Origin of the sequence: Aequorivita sediminis, assembly GCF_032080575.2 — a bacterium.
Classification (GTDB): Bacteria; Bacteroidota; Bacteroidia; order Flavobacteriales; family Flavobacteriaceae; genus Aequorivita; species Aequorivita sediminis.
The window spans coordinates 505,247-523,610 of the sequence record NZ_JAVLSO020000001.1 but is presented as its reverse complement, the minus strand read 5'-3'; the positions used below and the strand labels follow the sequence as shown (position 1 = coordinate 523,610).

At 35.1% G+C, this 18,364-nt stretch carries 18 protein-coding genes; 5 read left to right on the top strand and 13 right to left on the bottom strand.

What is annotated here, in order from left to right; all coding sequences use genetic code 11:
* Positions 1-39 precede the first annotated feature (39 nt).
* From RT250_RS02465 to RT250_RS02445, 5 genes are all read right to left on the bottom strand, one after another.
* Positions 40-384: a four helix bundle protein gene (locus RT250_RS02465; RefSeq protein ID WP_313111816.1), complete on the bottom strand. Its 345-nt coding sequence runs from the start codon at positions 382-384 to the stop codon at positions 40-42.
* Between the two features lie 97 nt (positions 385-481).
* Positions 482-766: a 1,2-phenylacetyl-CoA epoxidase subunit PaaB gene (gene paaB, locus RT250_RS02460; protein WP_139856636.1), complete on the bottom strand. Its 285-nt coding sequence runs from the start codon at positions 764-766 to the stop codon at positions 482-484.
* A 93-nt stretch (positions 767-859) separates the two neighbouring features.
* Positions 860-1,816, bottom strand: coding sequence for a 1,2-phenylacetyl-CoA epoxidase subunit PaaA (gene paaA / locus RT250_RS02455; RefSeq protein ID WP_237609072.1), 957 nt, complete (start codon positions 1,814-1,816; stop codon positions 860-862).
* A gap of 69 nt (positions 1,817-1,885) precedes the next feature.
* Positions 1,886-2,959, bottom strand: coding sequence for a 2Fe-2S iron-sulfur cluster-binding protein (locus RT250_RS02450; RefSeq protein WP_313111811.1), 1,074 nt, complete (start codon positions 2,957-2,959; stop codon positions 1,886-1,888).
* 196 nt (positions 2,960-3,155) lie between these two features.
* Positions 3,156-3,725: a TetR/AcrR family transcriptional regulator gene (locus RT250_RS02445; RefSeq protein ID WP_313111809.1), complete on the bottom strand. Its 570-nt coding sequence runs from the start codon at positions 3,723-3,725 to the stop codon at positions 3,156-3,158.
* Between the two features lie 165 nt (positions 3,726-3,890).
* Between RT250_RS02445 and RT250_RS02440 the strand changes: the two genes are divergently transcribed.
* On the top strand, positions 3,891-4,196 hold the full coding sequence (locus RT250_RS02440; protein ID WP_313111807.1) for a rhodanese-like domain-containing protein: 306 nt from the start codon (positions 3,891-3,893) through the stop codon (positions 4,194-4,196).
* A 146-nt stretch (positions 4,197-4,342) separates the two neighbouring features.
* Here RT250_RS02440 and RT250_RS02435 read toward each other — a convergent pair whose 3' ends face one another.
* The 3 genes from RT250_RS02435 to RT250_RS02425 form a co-directional block, all read right to left on the bottom strand.
* The gene (locus RT250_RS02435; RefSeq protein WP_313111805.1) at positions 4,343-4,957 is read right to left on the bottom strand and encodes a DUF4230 domain-containing protein; all 615 of its coding nucleotides are present in this window, start codon (positions 4,955-4,957) and stop codon (positions 4,343-4,345) included.
* A gap of 82 nt (positions 4,958-5,039) precedes the next feature.
* Entirely contained in the window at positions 5,040-7,799 is a 2,760-nt protein-coding gene (locus RT250_RS02430) for a carboxypeptidase-like regulatory domain-containing protein (RefSeq protein WP_313111803.1), read from the bottom strand.
* A 139-nt stretch (positions 7,800-7,938) separates the two neighbouring features.
* A complete protein-coding gene (locus tag RT250_RS02425) occupies positions 7,939-8,820 on the bottom strand; it encodes a GLPGLI family protein (RefSeq protein ID WP_313111801.1) in 882 nt (293 codons plus the stop codon).
* Positions 8,821-8,994: 174 nt separating this feature from the next.
* Here RT250_RS02425 and RT250_RS02420 point away from each other — a divergent pair, with 174 nt between their 5' ends.
* Both RT250_RS02420 and RT250_RS02415 read left to right on the top strand, forming a co-directional pair.
* Entirely contained in the window at positions 8,995-9,792 is a 798-nt protein-coding gene (locus RT250_RS02420; RefSeq protein ID WP_313111799.1) for a hypothetical protein, read from the top strand.
* A 5-nt stretch (positions 9,793-9,797) separates the two neighbouring features.
* Entirely contained in the window at positions 9,798-10,412 is a 615-nt protein-coding gene (locus RT250_RS02415) for a deoxynucleoside kinase (protein WP_139855478.1), read from the top strand.
* Positions 10,413-10,421: 9 nt separating this feature from the next.
* On the opposite strand, the gene RT250_RS02410 is transcribed toward RT250_RS02415, so the two are convergent.
* From RT250_RS02410 to RT250_RS02390, 5 genes are all read right to left on the bottom strand, one after another.
* Entirely contained in the window at positions 10,422-11,417 is a 996-nt protein-coding gene (locus RT250_RS02410) for an App1 family protein phosphatidate phosphatase (protein WP_313111796.1), read from the bottom strand.
* A gap of 8 nt (positions 11,418-11,425) precedes the next feature.
* On the bottom strand, positions 11,426-12,691 hold the full coding sequence (locus RT250_RS02405; RefSeq protein ID WP_313111795.1) for an MgtC/SapB family protein: 1,266 nt from the start codon (positions 12,689-12,691) through the stop codon (positions 11,426-11,428).
* A 153-nt stretch (positions 12,692-12,844) separates the two neighbouring features.
* Positions 12,845-15,349, bottom strand: coding sequence for a sodium-translocating pyrophosphatase (locus RT250_RS02400; RefSeq protein WP_313111794.1), 2,505 nt, complete (start codon positions 15,347-15,349; stop codon positions 12,845-12,847).
* Positions 15,350-15,648: 299 nt separating this feature from the next.
* Positions 15,649-16,161 (bottom strand): inorganic diphosphatase, encoded by a 513-nt coding sequence (locus RT250_RS02395; protein ID WP_313111792.1) that lies wholly within the window; start codon positions 16,159-16,161, stop codon positions 15,649-15,651.
* Between the two features lie 126 nt (positions 16,162-16,287).
* Positions 16,288-17,370: an aminotransferase class V-fold PLP-dependent enzyme gene (locus RT250_RS02390; protein ID WP_313111790.1), complete on the bottom strand. Its 1,083-nt coding sequence runs from the start codon at positions 17,368-17,370 to the stop codon at positions 16,288-16,290.
* A 77-nt stretch (positions 17,371-17,447) separates the two neighbouring features.
* On the opposite strand from RT250_RS02390, the gene RT250_RS02385 reads away from it, so the two are divergent.
* Both RT250_RS02385 and RT250_RS02380 read left to right on the top strand, forming a co-directional pair.
* Positions 17,448-17,882 (top strand): 2TM domain-containing protein, encoded by a 435-nt coding sequence (locus tag RT250_RS02385; protein WP_313111788.1) that lies wholly within the window; start codon positions 17,448-17,450, stop codon positions 17,880-17,882.
* Positions 17,879-18,364 (top strand): dihydrofolate reductase, encoded by a 486-nt coding sequence (locus tag RT250_RS02380; RefSeq protein WP_313111786.1) that lies wholly within the window; start codon positions 17,879-17,881, stop codon positions 18,362-18,364. The genes RT250_RS02385 and RT250_RS02380 overlap by 4 nt, the downstream gene beginning before the upstream one ends.

Here is an 18,364-nt window from a genome sequence, read left to right as displayed (position 1 = left end):
GTTGAAGTTGAAGACGAAGATGAAGTCGAACCTCAGTATTTATCTTAAATTTTTAATCAAGGTTACAATTATTCTTATCAATTCATCATTTTCCTTTTTTAAAGGATTCATTATTTCTTCACTATAAAGCTTAGCTTTAATTTGGATATTAAGATTTCTTAGACTTTCCCTTAATTCTTTTAAACAGATTCTAAGCTTATTTATTTTATCCTTTTCAGTTCCTGCTCCCATAGCTTCTCCAAAATTTAAGGCAGCAGAACAAGTAGAGCGAATCAATTGTTTAGCTAGATAATCAGATGCAAAAGATTTAGGCGGACGATCGTATAATATGATAATAGCAGCTGCATAATCTTCCAATCTAGAATCTATATCATATTTTTTCAAAATACGGAGTATTGTATTAGCCTTTAATTTCTTTCATTCATCTTCATCTTCATCTTCATCTTCAACTTCATCTTCAACTTCAACTTCAGTTCTAGTTTCACATATGCTTCACCTCGTCTGGTAAATCATAGAAAGTAGGGTGGCGGTATACTTTATCTTGAGCAGGCTCAAACATTTCACCATTTTCAGCAGGATTTGAAGCGGTAATATTTTTACTTTCTACAACCCAAATACTCACGCCTTCGTTTCGACGAGTGTAAACGTCACGCGCGTTTTCTAAAGCCATTTCAGCATCTGCTGCGTGAAGGCTTCCGAAGTGACGGTGCTCTAATCCGTTTTTACTGCGGACAAATATTTCCCAAAGGGGCCAATTTTTTGACATAACTTTATGTGTTTGATTCAAAGTTTTTTGAGGATTCAGAATTCAAGAATATAATGTCTTAAAAGTTGAACTCCTTAAGCCTTGATTCTAGTTTTATATTGCTTCTTTTAATTTATTTGCTTCTTTCTTTTCAGCATATGCCATTGCGGCATCGCGTACCCATTCACCATTGTTCCAAGCGTTTACTCTAGCACTCATTCTTTCTTTGTTGCAAGGCCCGTGACCTTTTACTACTTGCCAGAATTCCTCCCAATCAATTTCCCCAAAATCATAATGACCTGTTTCTTCGTTCCATTTTAAATCTGGATCCGGAATTGTAAGTCCTAAAATATCTGCTTGTGGTACAGTTTGATCGATAAATTGTTGGCGTAATTCGTCATTACTTTTACGCTTTAATTTCCATTTCATGGATTGTTCGGTATGAACAGACTCTGCATCTGTAGGGCCTAACATCATTAAACTTGGCCACCACCAGCGATTTAATGCGTCTTGAGCCATTGCTTTTTGCTCTTCAGTACCACGGCAAAGCGTTAACATAATTTCGTAACCTTGACGTTGGTGGAAACTTTCTTCCTTACATACACGTACCATTGCACGAGCATAAGGTCCGAATGAAGTGTTGCAAAGTGGCACTTGGTTAATAATAGCGGCTCCATCTACTAACCAACCAATTGCACCAATATCGGCCCAAGTGATTGTTGGATAATTGAAAATTGAAGAATACTTCGCTTTTCCACTGTGAAGTTGATCGTATAATTCGTCCCGAGAAACTCCAAGGGTTTCACAAGCTGAATATAGGTATAAGCCGTGTCCAGCTTCATCTTGAACTTTTGCCAATAATGCAGCTTTTCTACGCAGGGAAGGAGCGCGTGTAATCCAATTTCCTTCAGGTAGCATTCCAATAATTTCTGAATGTGCGTGCTGACTTATTTGCCTGATGTGAGTTTTTCGATATTTCTCCGGCATCCAGTCTTTTGGCTCTATCTTTTCATCGCGCGCAATACGTGCTTCAAAGATTTCTTCTAGGTTTTTCACTTCTTTTTCGCTCATAATATCTTTTTTTTAATACCTACATTTTGCTCCGCTGAAGAAATTGGAGACAGCTTGCAGGAAAATTCATCATACATCAAAATCTACCTTTACTTTATCAGACGTTGGAACAGCCTGGCAACTCAAAACTAAATCTTGTCCTACCTCTTTATCGCTTAACGCATAATTTATTTTCATCTCTACACTCCCTTCCATAATTTGACATTTACAAGTGCTGCAAACTCCACCCTTACATGCAAAAGGCAAATCGGCACCTGCTGCCAAGGCAGCGTCCAGAATGTTGTCGAAATCCTTAGTCATTGTAAACTGGAATTCCTTTCCACCATCTACAATTGTTACTTCAACACCTTCTACGTTTTGTTTTGCTAAACGCTCGGCTCTTTTAATATCTTCTTCTGAAAGTCCTGTAACAAAAAGTTCATAGTGAACTAATTCTTTTGGAAGTCCAGCTTTTATCAAATATTCACTTACAAAATCTACCATTTTTTCAGGACCACACAAAAACACTTCACTAGTGTCTGGTATATCTATGAAATTCTTCGTTAGAATTTCCATTTTTTCTTCGTCAAAACGACCGTTGAAAAGTTCGATATCTCTGCGTTCTTTAGTAAGGAAATAATAGATTTCTAATCTTCCGAAATATTGGTTTCGCAATTGCTCTAAAGCTTCCTTAAAGATAATAGATTTTGCAGTTTTATTCACATAAAATAACTTGCAAGTAGCGTTGGGTTCTAATGCTAGATGTGTTCTTATCATTGAGATAACAGGAGTAATTCCACTTCCTGCAGCAAAAAACAAATAGTTTTTCGCTTTATCAGGATTCACATCCACGCCAAACATTCCACTTGGCTCCATTACCTCAAGGGTATCTCCAGACTTTAAGATGTCTCTTACATAAGTAGAAAAAACACCACCTGGAATTGTTTTTACAGCTACTTGCCATTGATTATCAATAGGGCTAGAACACAAACTATACGAGCGGCGTGTATCTTCCCCGTTAATATCGGCTTTTAAAGTTAAATGCTGTCCTTGGCGAAAGTTAAATTCCTGAGCCAAATTATCTGGAACGTCAAAAGTTATAACCGAACATTCATCGGTTTCTTTATAAACCTCTCGAACTTTTAATTTATGAAATCTTGCCACTTATTTTATGATTTATGAATAGCAAAACTAACGGTTGTTAGTTAGAAATGCAACTTTGATTTTTATTTCCTTTTGTTTTTTAATGAATTGCAGAATTCCCGAATGAACTAGGGAGCTAGAAAATTATTTCTAAGTAACCATTCTTGATATTCTGAAATGCTAAATCTTTATATACATTTAATAGGTATATTAAAGTTTATGCAATTCCGTTAATTAAAACAGAGACCATATCTTTTTTCAAAATGTTTACGTCTACTTTCCCTCTTTTTTGGTTCCAGATGTAAAGGGTTCTTAAACTCGAAAGTATTGAAAATAATATCACTTCGGGATGATTGGGTTTTATTTCATTAGCTGCAATCCCCTGTTTAATTATATCGCGAAAATTTTCTTCGTAATCGTCACGCATTTTTATAAAGTTCTTCAAATCTTCTCCTTCAAGGTGCATCCAGTCATTGTTTAAAGCGGCTAATGCCTCAGAATAGTTTACCGTAATATCGATATGAAGTTCGATTACTTTTTCGATTTTTTTAATAGCCGAACTATTCTCTGCAACCACACTTTCCATTCCAAAAGTAAATTCTTTGGCTACCTCTAGAATAATTTCTGCCAATATCTCTTGCTTGCTTTTTATGTGATTGTAAAGACTCGCGGCCTTGATATCCATTGCCGCGGCAATGTCACGCATAGAAATTGCATTAAAGCCTTTTTCATAAAATAAACTTGATGCAACTTCAATTATTTCATCTTTCCGATTTTTTTGCTTCATATTAGATTGCAATTTACAAAAAATAGAGTGGCTAGGCTTTGGTTAGAAGATAGCTCTAACCTACTTTTGAATTTTAAAATTTGTAATTTAAGTTTGAACTATTCGTAATTCTGTCAACATAGTTACGACCAAAATCAATTCTTAAAACTTTAGAACAATAATTATATGGGAATATTAGATTTTTTATTTGGTGGAAAAAGCAAGAAGATACAAGACTTTAAAAGCCGTGATGCGGTTATAGTTGATGTTCGTAGTAAAAGCGAATATGAGGGAGGAGCCATTCCAGGTTCTAAAAATATTCCGTTACAAAGTATCGGTTCTAAAATTTCTCAAATCAAGAAATGGGATAAACCTGTAATTGTATGTTGTGCTAGTGGAATGCGAAGTGCAAGTGCTGCAGGAATTCTAAAAAGTAATGGAATAGAAGTAATGAACGGCGGTGGCTGGTTTAGCTTGAGTAAGAAACTTTAGATCTAGATTAGAGAATATAGAGTAGAGAGAAGAGATGGCGCGTAAGGAAGTTTAATAATCGTAATTCAATTTTGATCTAAATCTCCTGTGGCCATTTTCAATCCTCCTTCTTTCAGGTTTCGATTTCAATTTCTTATTAGAATTCGTCAGAGTTTGATTCGTTGTAGGTCGTCTTCCTCTTCAACTACTGTTTGATTATATTTCAAAGTCCACCCCATTGAATTGGTAAGAATGTAGATTTTCGAAAGTTCAGAAATTAATCTGTTTTCAGCATTTTTTCGTAATTCTGAAGCTTCAATTTTTTTGCGTAGCGACTTCTCTACACGTTGTTTTATTTTATTGTAATCTGAAGCAGTAAACTGATTTAGATAGTCTTGAGTTACATCGTAATATTCAATATTCGGATTTATTGATAACTCAGGCTCGGGAATACTCGTGATAGTAACCGTTTTTGTCGCTTCGTTAACTTCAGATGTTATTTTACTTAAATCGTAGGCTATGCTAGCTTTGGCATTTACCACAATCAATGCCTTTTTACGGGCGTCGAATAGGCCATACATTAAATCTTTACTAGCATTATAACTAAAAACTTGAGCGTAACTTCCTTCGGTAACAATCAATTTGCCCACATTTTTTAATTCTTTCTCAATAAGTGCAGTATTAGCTTGTAGAGTTTCGCGATTGTCCTTTCGATCATCACAATATCGCACACTAAAAATTATTACAAAAGCAATGATAATACCCAGAAGAATGTTTCGCATAGAAGTAATTTTTTACAAGAAAGATATAAAAATTGGTTGTCAGTAAATAATTGTAACCTTTAGTTTAACTGAAAATTAATCATTACAAATCGTATTTAATAACAAGCATAACAATTCTTGGCATTACAAAATACTGTGAAGTTGTATTGAATTGATCGTTAAAGCTATCATTATTAATAGATTTCGTATCTAAAATATTTGTTGCCTGTACAGAAAACTCCCAAGGGCTTTCGCCGTGTTTGTAGTATAAATTAGCATTAAAAAACGAATAACTGTTTTCAATAGTTTTCGCATTGTTGGTATAGTTGTAATAATCCCATTCCGCAAAAAAGTTGAAGTCTTTTAAAAATCTCAAATTCACATTTGCATATGGTTTGTTGGTGAAGAATGTTTGTTCAATTCCTCCATTGTCATAATCGTTCTTAATGAAACGATAACCAACTTCAAAATTTGGGAAGTTCTTAAAATTACTCAATGCACTTATATTGTAATTCTGAGTGAAACTCTGACTTTCTTGAATATCATTGTTGATGGTATTATTTGTTTTGGTTAAGAATAATGCAGCATCCAATTTAAATTGAATTTTCTTTATTCGTTTGCTAAACCTACCAACAGCCGAAAAAGTTTCATCTGGAAAATTACTGTCGAAATTAACAGGACTACTTACCTGATTAATTCCAGCAAGTTGAGTGGTGGTTTTTATAGCATCAATTCGTCTTGTATAACTCAAGTTTCCACCGATATTGGTGTAATTAAAAAGATTGAAGCTAAAATAAGTTAAATTATAACTATGCGATAATGAGTTTTCTAGCTCTCTATTTCCGCGGAAAAGTCTATTATAATTGTTAAAAACATAGGCTTGTGCGTAATTATTCACATCGCTATATTCTGAAGTGATTGCATAGTTAAAACGTAAATTTTCACTCTTCTTAAGTTCTAAAACAACATTTATATCTGGTAAAACCATCCAGTCGTTTTGAGTTGAGGTTGCTCCTAATTGTTCGTTTTTCAAGTTGTAATTATGAAGTGTAAGCCCAGGGGTGAAAATAAACTTCCCCGATTTTAATTTATAATGAAGTCCGAAAAATACGTCTGAGAAAGTATAGTTTACATCGTTATTAAAATCGTTTTCAGTAAAATTATTTTGATTTCCATTATCTAAAATTTGAAAAATATCTGAGTTAAATCTCTGATTGCTATAAGTGGTTCCAAGGGTAAAGTTGAGGTTGCTAACATTGTTTAAAACATAGTAATAATCAACTTTTGCATCGAGCTTATGACTTTTTACAGTTTTGTTTTGATTGATGTTATAGCGTTCCGATTGTTCCAAAGGATCGAATGTATCGGCATCACTATTAAAAGGGTCTAGTGGATTAATAGTAGTAAATACTCCTCGAAATGGAATTGAATCCTGAACTGCTTGATAAAATGGATCTTCATTTTGATACAGATGCTGAACTTCTGCAGCAAATATGTTTTTATCATTTAGGGTGAAGTAAGCATTCGCATTTTGATTTATTGAGAAAGGCTTGTTTTCTTTTGCTTCAGAAATATCGTTTTGGTTACCGCCAACTATTGAAAGCGTAGCATCGTCTTGCGTTTGCTTTGAAGTTTTTACCAAGGCGTCATAATCCAACTGAAAATTGGTGTTAGGTTTATAAACACTACTCAATTTTAGCATAGCCAGTTGATTGCGTTGATCGTTATTGGTATTTGTGTTTTCGGTAATTCCAGTGAGGATGTACTGGCTGATACTGTTATTTACAATATTCGTTTTATTGTCACTTAGTATCCCGAAACCACTGATGTCTAATTTATCATTTACAGCATAACTGAAATTCCCTGCTACAAACTTTGCGTCTATAGCTTTAGCTCTATCGTTTTGAGAAACAGCAAAACCTAGGTCGCTATCGCTAATTCTAAAACTAGTTCCACCGCCTCGGTTAAAATTTTTAAAACCCCCAGTAAAATTGAAGTAGTCGCGAAAGGTAAAAGGTACTTCTCCAATATTATTAAAATCGGTAATTAGGTTAATACTGTATTTGGGGCTGTAGTAAAATAATTTTGGATGAACTAAATAACGGCCACTATCTTCACCGTATTCATCAGCAATTCCGGCACCGGCGGTAACTTCTCCAAACCAAAAGTTTTTCTTGCCTTCTTTTAGTTTTATGTTTATTGCTACATTATCGCGGTCGTTCCCAAGGCCTCGCATTTGGTCAACTTCATTGTAATTTCGAAGTACTTCTACCTTGTCTACAGCATCGGCTGGAATGTTTTTAGTAGCGAGTTTGCTATCGCCGTCAAAGAAATCTTTCCCTTCCACCATTACTTTGCTAACCGTTTTCCCTTCTACCTGAATTTCACCATCGTCATTAACCTCCACTCCGGGAAGTTTCTTCATTACATCCCCGAGTTTACGTTCATTACCATTGGTGAAGCTGTCTGCGTTGTAAACAATAGTATCACCTTTTACTGTTACAGGCATTTCGTAAACTATTTCTACATCGTCTAATTGATTTTCCTGCGGATTTAAAATGAAATTTAAATCGATGTTTTGTGATTCAGAGGGAACGGAAACTGTTTGTTTTTTGGTTTCATATCCTAAAAAACTTGCGGTTAAAGTGTAAGTATTTCCTTTTGGCAGATCGAGTTGGTAACGGCCTTGATGATTTGTGATTCCATAGGACTCTGTTTCACCTGTAGTTTTAACACTAGCAATTACATTGGCAAATTCCAAGGGATTGCCAAGGCTATCTTTAATGGTTCCTTTTACTTTGATGCTTTGGGCAGAAAGAGATATGGAGAGCATTATTAAAATGAAGGTGAAGGTTTTATTCATTGGTTGGTTTTTTGATCTCTGAATATGAGTTTTACCACAGAAGCACGGAAGACACAGAGATTATAGATAGATAATTATATTCCATTTTTCTCTGTGTTCCATGTGTTTACATTGTTTTCGTTTTCCGTTTCCTTATCTCCTAGAATCCACCGCCACGTCTTCCACCTCTACTTTGGAAATTTTCGCGCAACTCTTCAGTTTTTTCCTGTACAATTTTGATGTACTCTTCACGAGTTACTTTCTTTCCTTTCTTAGGTGCTTCTATTTTTTCAGCAGATTTTGGATTTATTACAACTTTTGAACATAGTAATGTGGTTCTATAAACGTTTAATTCCATAATCAATCCAGGTAATCCTCCAAACTCTCCAGGGCCATTACTTACAGGGATTTGTGGTGTAAACCAAGCTGTAACCTCAATTTCTTCAGGAATTTCAATCATATCCATTGGGTCGTCAAAATTTGTAGAATCTTTTTCTACTTCGGCATTTTCCTTTTCATCTTTTCCTTTTCTATCGCGTTTTGGACGAGCCATACTAAAATCGGTGGGGTCAACTTTTTTCATAGCAACAGCTTTAAACACGGTGTACTGTCCTATTTGCTTAGTTTCTTTCGTCATCTGCCAATCCAACGATTTTATAGAGTCTGTCACTAAAAATTGTTTTCCAAAGAATTCATTTTCCTCTACAATCTGTCCTGTTTTTAGGTTTTTGTATTGACTTCCAGGAGTAAAGCTGTTCATCATCATTCTGAAGCCTGGGTTAATTGGTGTGGCATCAAGCTTTTCTTCTTCTTTATAAATAGATTCGTCTTTTGTAAAAGTGAGGATGTAGGTTTTCTCTAATGCGCTTTTCATCATCTGAGAAACCATTTTTTTCATTTCCTCAGTCATTTCACGTCTACCAGCTCCCATTTCATCTAAGTCTACAGTTGTTTTAGATTCGTAAAAAGCTTGCCCACTTATACTTTGTGCGTTTAAAGAAACCGAAAATAAAAGGAGGAAAATTAAAATATATCGTATCATAAAATTGTAATTAAGGGTACGTTTAAAGTTAATAAACAAGAAGTAAATTGCTTAAAAATAATATATTTAAATACAACAAACTATAGTTCACTAATACTAAGACGAGTGAATGTATAATGTGTTACATAATTTTACGTTTTAGGGTATCACCACATTTTGTAACTTGCCAACTTTATGAAACAATTTCTAATATTCTTTTTACTAATTTCTCAATTTAGTATTGCTCAAAGTTTAAACTTTGAGCGTAAGACTCCGTTAGATGCTGATAAGTTTATTGGAGTTGACAACTATAAAAACACCTATTTTATTAAAGATCGTGTTCTAAACAAGAGGGGAGCTGATGGGAATTTTAAATTCAACGATCTTCAGTTGGGAAGAATTACTTCAGTAGATATTATAAATCCTTTAAAAGTTGTTGTGTTTTTTCAAGACACTAATACAGTGGTTTTACTCGATAATAAATTAAGTGAAATTCAAAGAATTAGTTTTAATAACTTGCCGCAATTTTTGAATGTTAGATCTGCTACAAATGCAGGTAGTAATAGTTTGTGGATTTTTAATGTAGATACGCAGCAACTTGAACTGTACAATTACGGTTCTAAAATGCAAACTGTGGTATCACAACCTTTTCCTGGAAAACTAGTGTCTCAGGCGAGTAACTTTAACTATTGTTTTACTTTAACCGAAAAGAAATTACGCGCTTTTAATATATACGGAAGTATTCTCAATGAAGCTCCTTCAGAAGAATATGAAAAAATCGTTCAACAAAATGAAAACTTGATTGCACTAAAGGAGAATACGCTTTATTACATTCCCGATTTTGCAAAAAGGAATGGTGATAAACCAGGAGAAACCGTAAAGTTAGATGTGGCAGAAATGAATATTAAAGACTTGCAGCTTACTAATGATTTGCTTTATATTTATGACGGCAAATATTTGCACATCTTTTCACTAACTATCCCAAAGAATTAAATAATATGCACGTTGCAATTGCAGGAAATATAGGTTCAGGTAAAACTACGCTTACAAGGTTATTGTCAAAACATTACAAGTGGCAACCCCATTATGAAGATGTGGAAGACAATCCGTATTTAGATGATTTTTACAATCAGATGGAGCGTTGGTCTTTTAATCTTCAAATCTATTTTTTAAATAGTCGTTTTCGCCAAATATTAGATATTCGTGAAAAGGGCAAGAGTGTAATTCAAGATAGGACTATTTATGAGGATGCATATATTTTTGCACCCAACCTTCACGCGATGGGCTTAATGACTAATCGTGATTACGAAAATTACAGATCGCTTTTTGAACTTATGGAGAGTGTTACCGAAGGGCCAGATTTACTGATATATCTGCGTAGTAGTATTCCAAACCTTGTAAAACAAATTCACAAACGCGGTCGTGATTATGAAAACTCAATTAGCATTGATTATTTAAGTCGTTTAAACGAGCGCTATGAAGCATGGATTCATGGTTATGATAAGGGAAATCTTATTATACTAGATGTTGATGATTTAGACTTTGTAGATAATCAGGAACATCTTGGAGAGGTGATTAATAAAATCGATGCTGAACTCCACGGTTTATTTTAAAATTAAATTTTATATAAATCCCTGTTCTTTTGCGTGATTAATTGCTGCTTCAGTGTCCTCGACTAAAAGTACAGGCACCCTTGTGTAATCTTTATAAAGTTTTTTTACACGTTCCATTTTCTTTTTGCGATTTACATCTCTTAAATAGATGGCTAAAATTCGCCCAGGATATGACTCCGTTATTTCTTGGTAGATATCTGGGTCGTGCTGTCCGCTATCACCTATGAGGATAAATGGCAGTTTAGGGTAAGTTTTTAAAATGTTAATGATTTCAGTTTGCTTTTGAGGTTTTTCAGCTTTATATTTTTTAGCAAAAGGATTTACAAAATCTCGCAGTAGAATAGGCCCTTTATGGAAGTTGTTGACTTCGAGAAAAACTTCTAAATAATTGTATAAATTCCAAGGACTATGACTTACATAGAAAATAGGGTTACAATCGTTACCAGATTTTCCGTCGTGTAATTTTTGGTAAAAATCTGCGGCACCTTTTAACGGAATTCGCTTCTCGGCGCTTTTAAAAAATGTGTTTTTTATTACAGCCCATTTTAATCGAGAGGTAAGTCCTGTGTGAAGAATGGTATCGTCAATATCACTAATTACTCCGTATTTCGCTGTGTTTTTTGGAATAAGAATTTCACCTTTAAACTTATTGTCCTTTTGTATTTTTCGTCCAGTATGATTCTCGGTAAAGGAAATTGAAAATGGCATCCAACCTTCTTCATCTGTTAAGGGAAGTAGATTTTCTATGGTTTCATCAATTAAGAAATAACCTTGGCTGTCGGTTACAGTTGAAATAGTTCTGTTGTCAGGGAGTGTGAGTGTAAGTTTAGCACTTGTTACTTTATCGGTTATAAATCGTTTCCAACTATTTCTTAATAAGTTGAATAAACCTGTTTGGTTTAGGTCTATATCCTCATCCTGAATAGATCTACCTTTGGCATAAAGATGGTTAGCAGTGCCATAACTGCGAAAAGTAACAATCTGAATTGGGTCTTTTTTAAACATAGTTTTTTTTAAAAATGCCAAGTATCAGGCCATAACCACATTATGGTTAAACCAAAAGCAATTGTGATTCCAAAGGAAATTCCTATCCATTTTGCCAATTGACGTGTGCCTAAAACTGCAGCCATAATTCCTTTAAAAGCTAAGTTTGAAAGTGAAGCTAACAATATTAAACGCCAACCAGTAGAGGTATTTAACCCTCCAGATTTCATCATTTGAGAGAGAGATAATGTTATCGCGTCAACATCAGTAAGTCCACTAATTATTGCTACCACATAGAGCGCATCATTTCCAAACTCTTGTTTGGTAAATGCCACAGCTAAAAGGATAGCTCCATATAACAATCCAAAAATCAAGGCACTTTTAAACTGTGCTGGATTTTCAGGTTCAGGCATTTTATCATCTCCACTGTTTTTACTGATGATATAAAACAATCCTACACAAATAATAGCCATTACAACAAATACAGCAATAAGTGGTAGGAATAGCTCTGAAAATTTTTCTGGGACAACTACACCAACTTCAACTAATACTCTTACCATCGCAACTGCAGAGGCTGCTGAAATAACAAATGCTGCTAGTTTGTTAATAGATTTTGTCTCTTTAGTTTTACGAGCATAACTAACAGTTGTAGCTGTGCTGCTAATGAGTCCGCCTAAGATTCCATTCGAGATAATGCCAACTTTTTTACCAACAAATTTATAAATGAAATAGCCTATTACACTTATCCCCACAATTAAGGTTACCATTAACCAGATATTTCTTGGGTTTAAAACATCTAGGGGGCCAAAAGTTTTATCGGGTAGGAGAGGGAGTATTACGAGGGAAATTCCTGCAAAAGTCATAATAGCAGCAAGATCTTTTTCTTCTAGTTTTTCTATAAAACCATGTAGGTGTTCTTTTAAGTAAAGAAGAATAGCTACAGAACCGCCTACGATAACGGCAATTACCCGATCTCCCATTACTAAATAAGCTCCAACAGCAAACATAAGTAGTGCTGCTACCTCTGTGGTTTGTCCTATGTCTGTTTCATTAGTCTTTCTTAGCTTAATTACATTGGCCATTACCAACAATGCGGTAAGACAGATTCCTAAAACAGGTAGAATAAATGGATTGTTAAAATCTCTAGCTAAAAAGGCTGAAACAACACCCATTATTGAAATAAGTGTAAAGGTTCTAACCCCCGCCATTTCGTGATCGCTTTTTTGGCGTTGAAGACCAACAAGCATTCCTAATCCAAACCCAATGGCTAATGTTATAATGTCCTCGTAATTCATATAAGTACTAAAGTAATAAAAGTTAATCAGGGATTCCGAAAATAAATTTCAGAAATATAAAATTAATATTGCTTGAGTAAAAAAAGCCTGCAAGATGTATAAACTTAGCAGGCTTTGAAATTTTTATTCGTTTTAATTGTGATATGTTATGGTTTACTCTTTGTCTTTCACTTTTATTTTCACACCATCAACATCCTTTAACTGTGAGCGCACTTCTTCTTCAGTACCTGTAAAAGTTTTAGTCTCTGTGCTTTCTACACCGTCAACTGTTCTTGTAATTGTAACATTTGCAGTAACCTGATTGTTGTTGTCGTTTTTCAGCCACTCAACCATCGTTTCGGTTTTGTTTCTTAGGTTATCACCTTCAGTGATCGTTTTTCCTGTTTCAATATATTTAATTTGCTTATCGGTTAATACAGTTTTATTTCCTTCAGCATCTATAATGTAAACCTCTTCTGTAGATGTTTCAGTGGTAATAATATTGCTATCGTGGTTTCCTAATATTGGAGCAATAACTAACCCAATTAAACATGTTAGTTTTATTAAAATATTCATAGAAGGCCCTGAAGTATCTTTGAAAGGATCACCTACAGTATCACCAGTTACAGCAGCTTTATGTGCATCACTACCTTTATATGTCATTTTGCCGTCAATCATAACGCCAGCTTCAAAAGATTTTTTAGCATTGTCCCATGCTCCACCAGCGTTGTTTTGGAAGATTGCCCAAAGTACACCGCTTACGGTTACTCCAGCCATGTATCCACCAAGCATTTCTGCAATCGCCATGTTGTTCATTCCAAAGATCATTGGCACGAAAGCAATTGCAATTGGGAAACCAATAGTCATTATACCAGGTAAAAGCATTTCTCTTAAAGACGCCTTGGTTGAAATTGCCACACATTTATCGTATTCAGGTTTTCCAGTGCCTTCCATAATTCCTGGAATATCTCTAAACTGACGTCTTACTTCGTTTACCATTTGCATTGCGGCTTTACCCACTGCATTCATTGCCAATGCCGAAAAGACAACTGGAATCATACCTCCTACAAAAAGCATCGCTAGAACAGGTGCTTTAAAGATGTTAATACCATCAATCCCTGTAAATGTAACATAGGCTGCAAAAAGAGCTAATGAAGTAAGTGCTGCAGAAGCAATTGCAAACCCTTTTCCGGTTGCAGCTGTAGTGTTACCAACTGAGTCTAAAATATCGGTACGTTCTCTTACAATAGGGTCTTGCTCGCTCATTTCGGCAATACCTCCTGCGTTGTCACTAATAGGTCCAAAGGCATCAATTGCTAGTTGCATTGCGGTAGTAGCCATCATTGCCGAAGCTGCTAAGGCAACCCCGTAAAAACCAGCAAATGCATAGGATGCCCAAATTGCTCCTGCAAAAAGAATAACGGATGGAAATGTAGAAATCATTCCCGTTGCTAAACCAGCAATAATATTAGTTCCTGCACCAGTTGATGATTGTTGTACTATTTTTAAAATAGGTTTCTTTCCCAATCCTGTGTAATATTCAGTAATGGATGAAATCACTGCGCCTACAACTAAACCAACTAGTGTGGCATAAAACACTCTCATTGAAGAAATTTCTTGAAGGCCTTCCCCGAAGAAACTCATATTCATAGTGTCAGGGAGCATCCATAATACTAAAGCATAGCATGAAACAGCAACAAGAATAATAGAAACCCAGTTTCCGATATTTAAGGCACCCATAACTTGAGCTTCTTTGGCGTCATTGCTTTTTATTTTCACGAGCATTGTACCAATAACCGAAATGATAATCCCAACTCCTGCAATTGCCATAGGAAGTAAAATTGGTCCTATGCCACCAAATGCGTCGGTGATAGCTCCACCCATATCTTTTATGACGTAGTTACCTAAAACCATAGCAGCAAGAACTGTTGCTACATAGCTACCAAATAAATCGGCACCCATACCTGCAACGTCACCTACGTTATCACCAACGTTATCAGCAATTGTGGCTGGGTTACGTGGATCATCTTCTGGGATTCCAGCTTCTACTTTACCAACAAGGTCGGCACCAACATCGGCTGCTTTTGTGTAAATACCACCACCTACTCTTGCAAACAAAGCGATAGATTCAGCTCCTAGTGAGAATCCAGCTAATGTTTCAAGAACAATGGTCATATCCATAGTGTTCGTCCAAACACCTCCCATAAAATAATGGAAGAAGAAGATAAAAAATGCAGTAAGTCCTAAAACTGCCAGGCCTGCAACTCCAAGTCCCATTACGGTTCCCCCGCCGAAAGATATTTTAAGCGCATTAGGTAAACTTGTTTTAGCTGCTTGAGTAGTACGAACGTTTGTTTTTGTAGCTATTTTCATTCCCATATTTCCTGCTAAAGCAGAAAACACAGCCCCGAATATAAAGGCTACAACAATTAATATATCTGTAGTGGGAACAACGAATGAAACAACTGCCAAAGCGATACTTACTATTATAACAAAGACAGCGAGTAATCTATATTCGGCATTTAAGAAAGCTAAAGCACCCTCGTAAATGTGGTCGCTTATTTCTTTCATTTTACCATCTCCAGGGTTTTGTTTCATTACCCAAGAACGTTTTACAGCCATAAATAAAAGGCCTAATAACGCCATAACAATAGGCGCATAAATCATCAATGATTCCATAAAAAAATTAGTTTAAGGTTGGTTGTTATTATGTTACTCTCAAAAATAGGGAAATGGATTGGGATATAAAACAGCAATTTTCATAGTATAAAAATCAAAAATCAAATAGAAAATTCAAGGTTTTTTCACTGATACTGTTAAAGTTATGTATTTGTTGGATTACTAGTAGTAACAGAATGTTGAAATTGAAGTTTCATGAAAATATGCCTAAAAAGGAAAAGGACGTAAAAACAAAAGACCTTATTGTCTTGAGTTTTACGTCCTTAATATGTAATGTATTGTTTACTTAAGAGAGTCTCTTATATACTGAATTTCCCATGTACTTCAGGAGTCTCTTCGTAACGCTTAATGCATTGCTCGTAAATTTCTTTTGCTTCAATAGCATCGCCCCATCCACCTACATCTACACGTTTCTTCTCAAGATCCTTATATACCTTAAAGAAATGCTCAATTTCTTTTTTCAAATGAGGGTTAAGGTCTTCTAAATCGTTTAATTGGCTCCAGATTGGGTCTGAAACAGGTACACAGATAATTTTTTCATCTTGACCTTTTTCATCAGCCATATGGAAAACTCCTATAGCCTTAACTTCCATCACACACATTGGGAATGTAGGCTCATGACCTAACACTAGTACGTCCAACGGATCACCATCTTTTGCGTATGTCTCTGGAATAAAACCATAATCGGCAGGATACATCATACTGCTAAAAAGCATACGGTCGAAACGAATTTTCTTTAACTCAAAATCGTATTCATATTTGTTACGGCTTCCTTTTGGAATTTCTATTAGTACGTCGAATGTTTTATTCATGATAATTTTTTAAGTAATTTATTTTGAGGGTGCAAAAGTACTGCTTTCCTTCTTAATGGGAAAGTAGTTGAACAGTGTTTTCCACTACTTAACAGAAACTTATGTATTTTATAAAGAAAAGGTGATCTAGCTTTGCTTGAGAACTTGAAGTAAATGTTCTAAATCATCCTCCGTATTGTAATAGTGAAACCCTACTCTTATACCGTTTCCTCGTAAAGAACACACAATATTGTTTTCTCTAAGTCTTTTAAAAACATCCTTGTCGCATTGTAGGTTGAAAATAGATGAATGGGTTTGACGAAGTAGGGTGTTTTTTGAAAGTAATCCAATTTCGGCAAAGCTTTCTTTGGCTAATTCTGAAATTGATTTTATCTGTTGATACAAAACTTCTCGGCCAATTTCTTCTCGAAACCTAATGGCTTGTGCTATACTTCCATAATTTAATGTGTCTTGATGTCCAGGCTCAAAATGTTTTATAAAAGCAGTGTCTGAGGCTGAACTTTCAAACGTAGCTGCAGAATTAAATCCAATGGTTTTAGGCGCTATTCGATGTTGAGCATATTTTTTAATAAATAAAATTCCATTTCCGAATCCTGAAGTAAGCCACTTATAACAACTTGTGGCTAAAATATCAATCGGGCTAGTTTCAAAGTTAAAAACCTCTGTACCTAAATACTGTGTGCCATCGGCTATAAGCAGTAAATGTGGGTAATTTTCTTTTAGTTGTTTTAAGGAGCTGAAGTCGATTTTAATTCCGCTTAGCCACTGTACAATGCTAAAAATAAATACATCAGGTTCGTGTTTTTCAATGGCTGTTATAATGTTTGTTTCAAGATTTTCATCTATTTCTGCATAACATACATTAAACTTTCTATGTTCAACAGGCCAATTTACTGAAGGGTAATCGTTATTTAATAATAGTATTTTTTGATTTTTAGAAAGGCCATCCAGAATACTATTTATCCCAAACGAAAAATTGGGGATTAAAGCAATTGTATTAAACGAAGCTCCAAAGGATCGTGAAATTTCAACTTTTGTGCCTTCAATAATTTCCTGATGTTTCGCGCGAAAAGCTACAGGATTGTTTAGCAGTTCATCATCCTGAATTCGTCTCCAATCTATCACAGGTTTCGGAATTAAACCATTTGCAGCTGTATCGAGATACACTGTAGTGTTAAGGACGGGAAAGTGTTTTCTTATTTCTTTCATATGAATTATGCCATAACTGTGAAATTTAGGTATTTTTACAGAAAGTTATCGTGATTGTGTAACGAAAGTAACTAACTATGTTCTCAAAAACTAAAAAAACAGACAGAATAGACGCTGAGCAGCGTGAACAATACGAGTATGCACGCAGGCGGATTAAACAAAAAAAGAGTTTAATGCGTCACTTTATTTTGTTTCTAGTGGGGTCAATTATCCTTATTATTATAAATCCTGTGTTGGGTTATGGTAATGAAACATTGATAAAAGATTGGTTTATATGGGCTATTCTAATTTGGACTTTTATCTTTTTGATTCATCTTTTCAATGTTTTTGTGATGAATAAATTTATGGATAAGGAATGGGAAGACAGACAACTTGAAAAGTTAAAGGCAAGACAAGCAGAGAAAATTGCCGAACTTCAAAAGCAAGTTGATAGCGAATTGCAATTGCCAAAAACTGAAGATTTCACAAAAAAAAACGAAGCAGACAACCTTTTACCTCCAGACGTACAATGATAACAATGATTGCTGCTGCGGCCGAAAACAACGAATTAGGAGCCAAAAATGGAATGATTTGGCACCTGCCTGACGACTTTAAACGTTTTAAGAAACTTACAAGTGGTCATCACGTAATTATGGGGCGTAAAACTTTTGAATCTCTAGACAAACCGCTACCTAATAGAACTAATGTTGTAATTACACGTGATAAAAATTATGAAAAGTCGGGTGCAGTAAGTGTGCAAAGCTTGGAAGAAGCTTTAAAAATCGCAAAAAATGACGCTCAGCCTTTTATTATTGGTGGCGGTGAAATTTATAAAATAGGATTGTCCTTTGCTGATAAAATTGAACTAACTCGTGTTCACGGAACCTTTGCCAGTGCCGATACATTTTTTCCTGAATTTTCTACCGACGAATGGAAATTGGAAACGGAAACCCGTCATGAGATAGATGAAAAGCATAAGTATGCTTTCACCTATCAAACTTGGGTTCGACGTTAA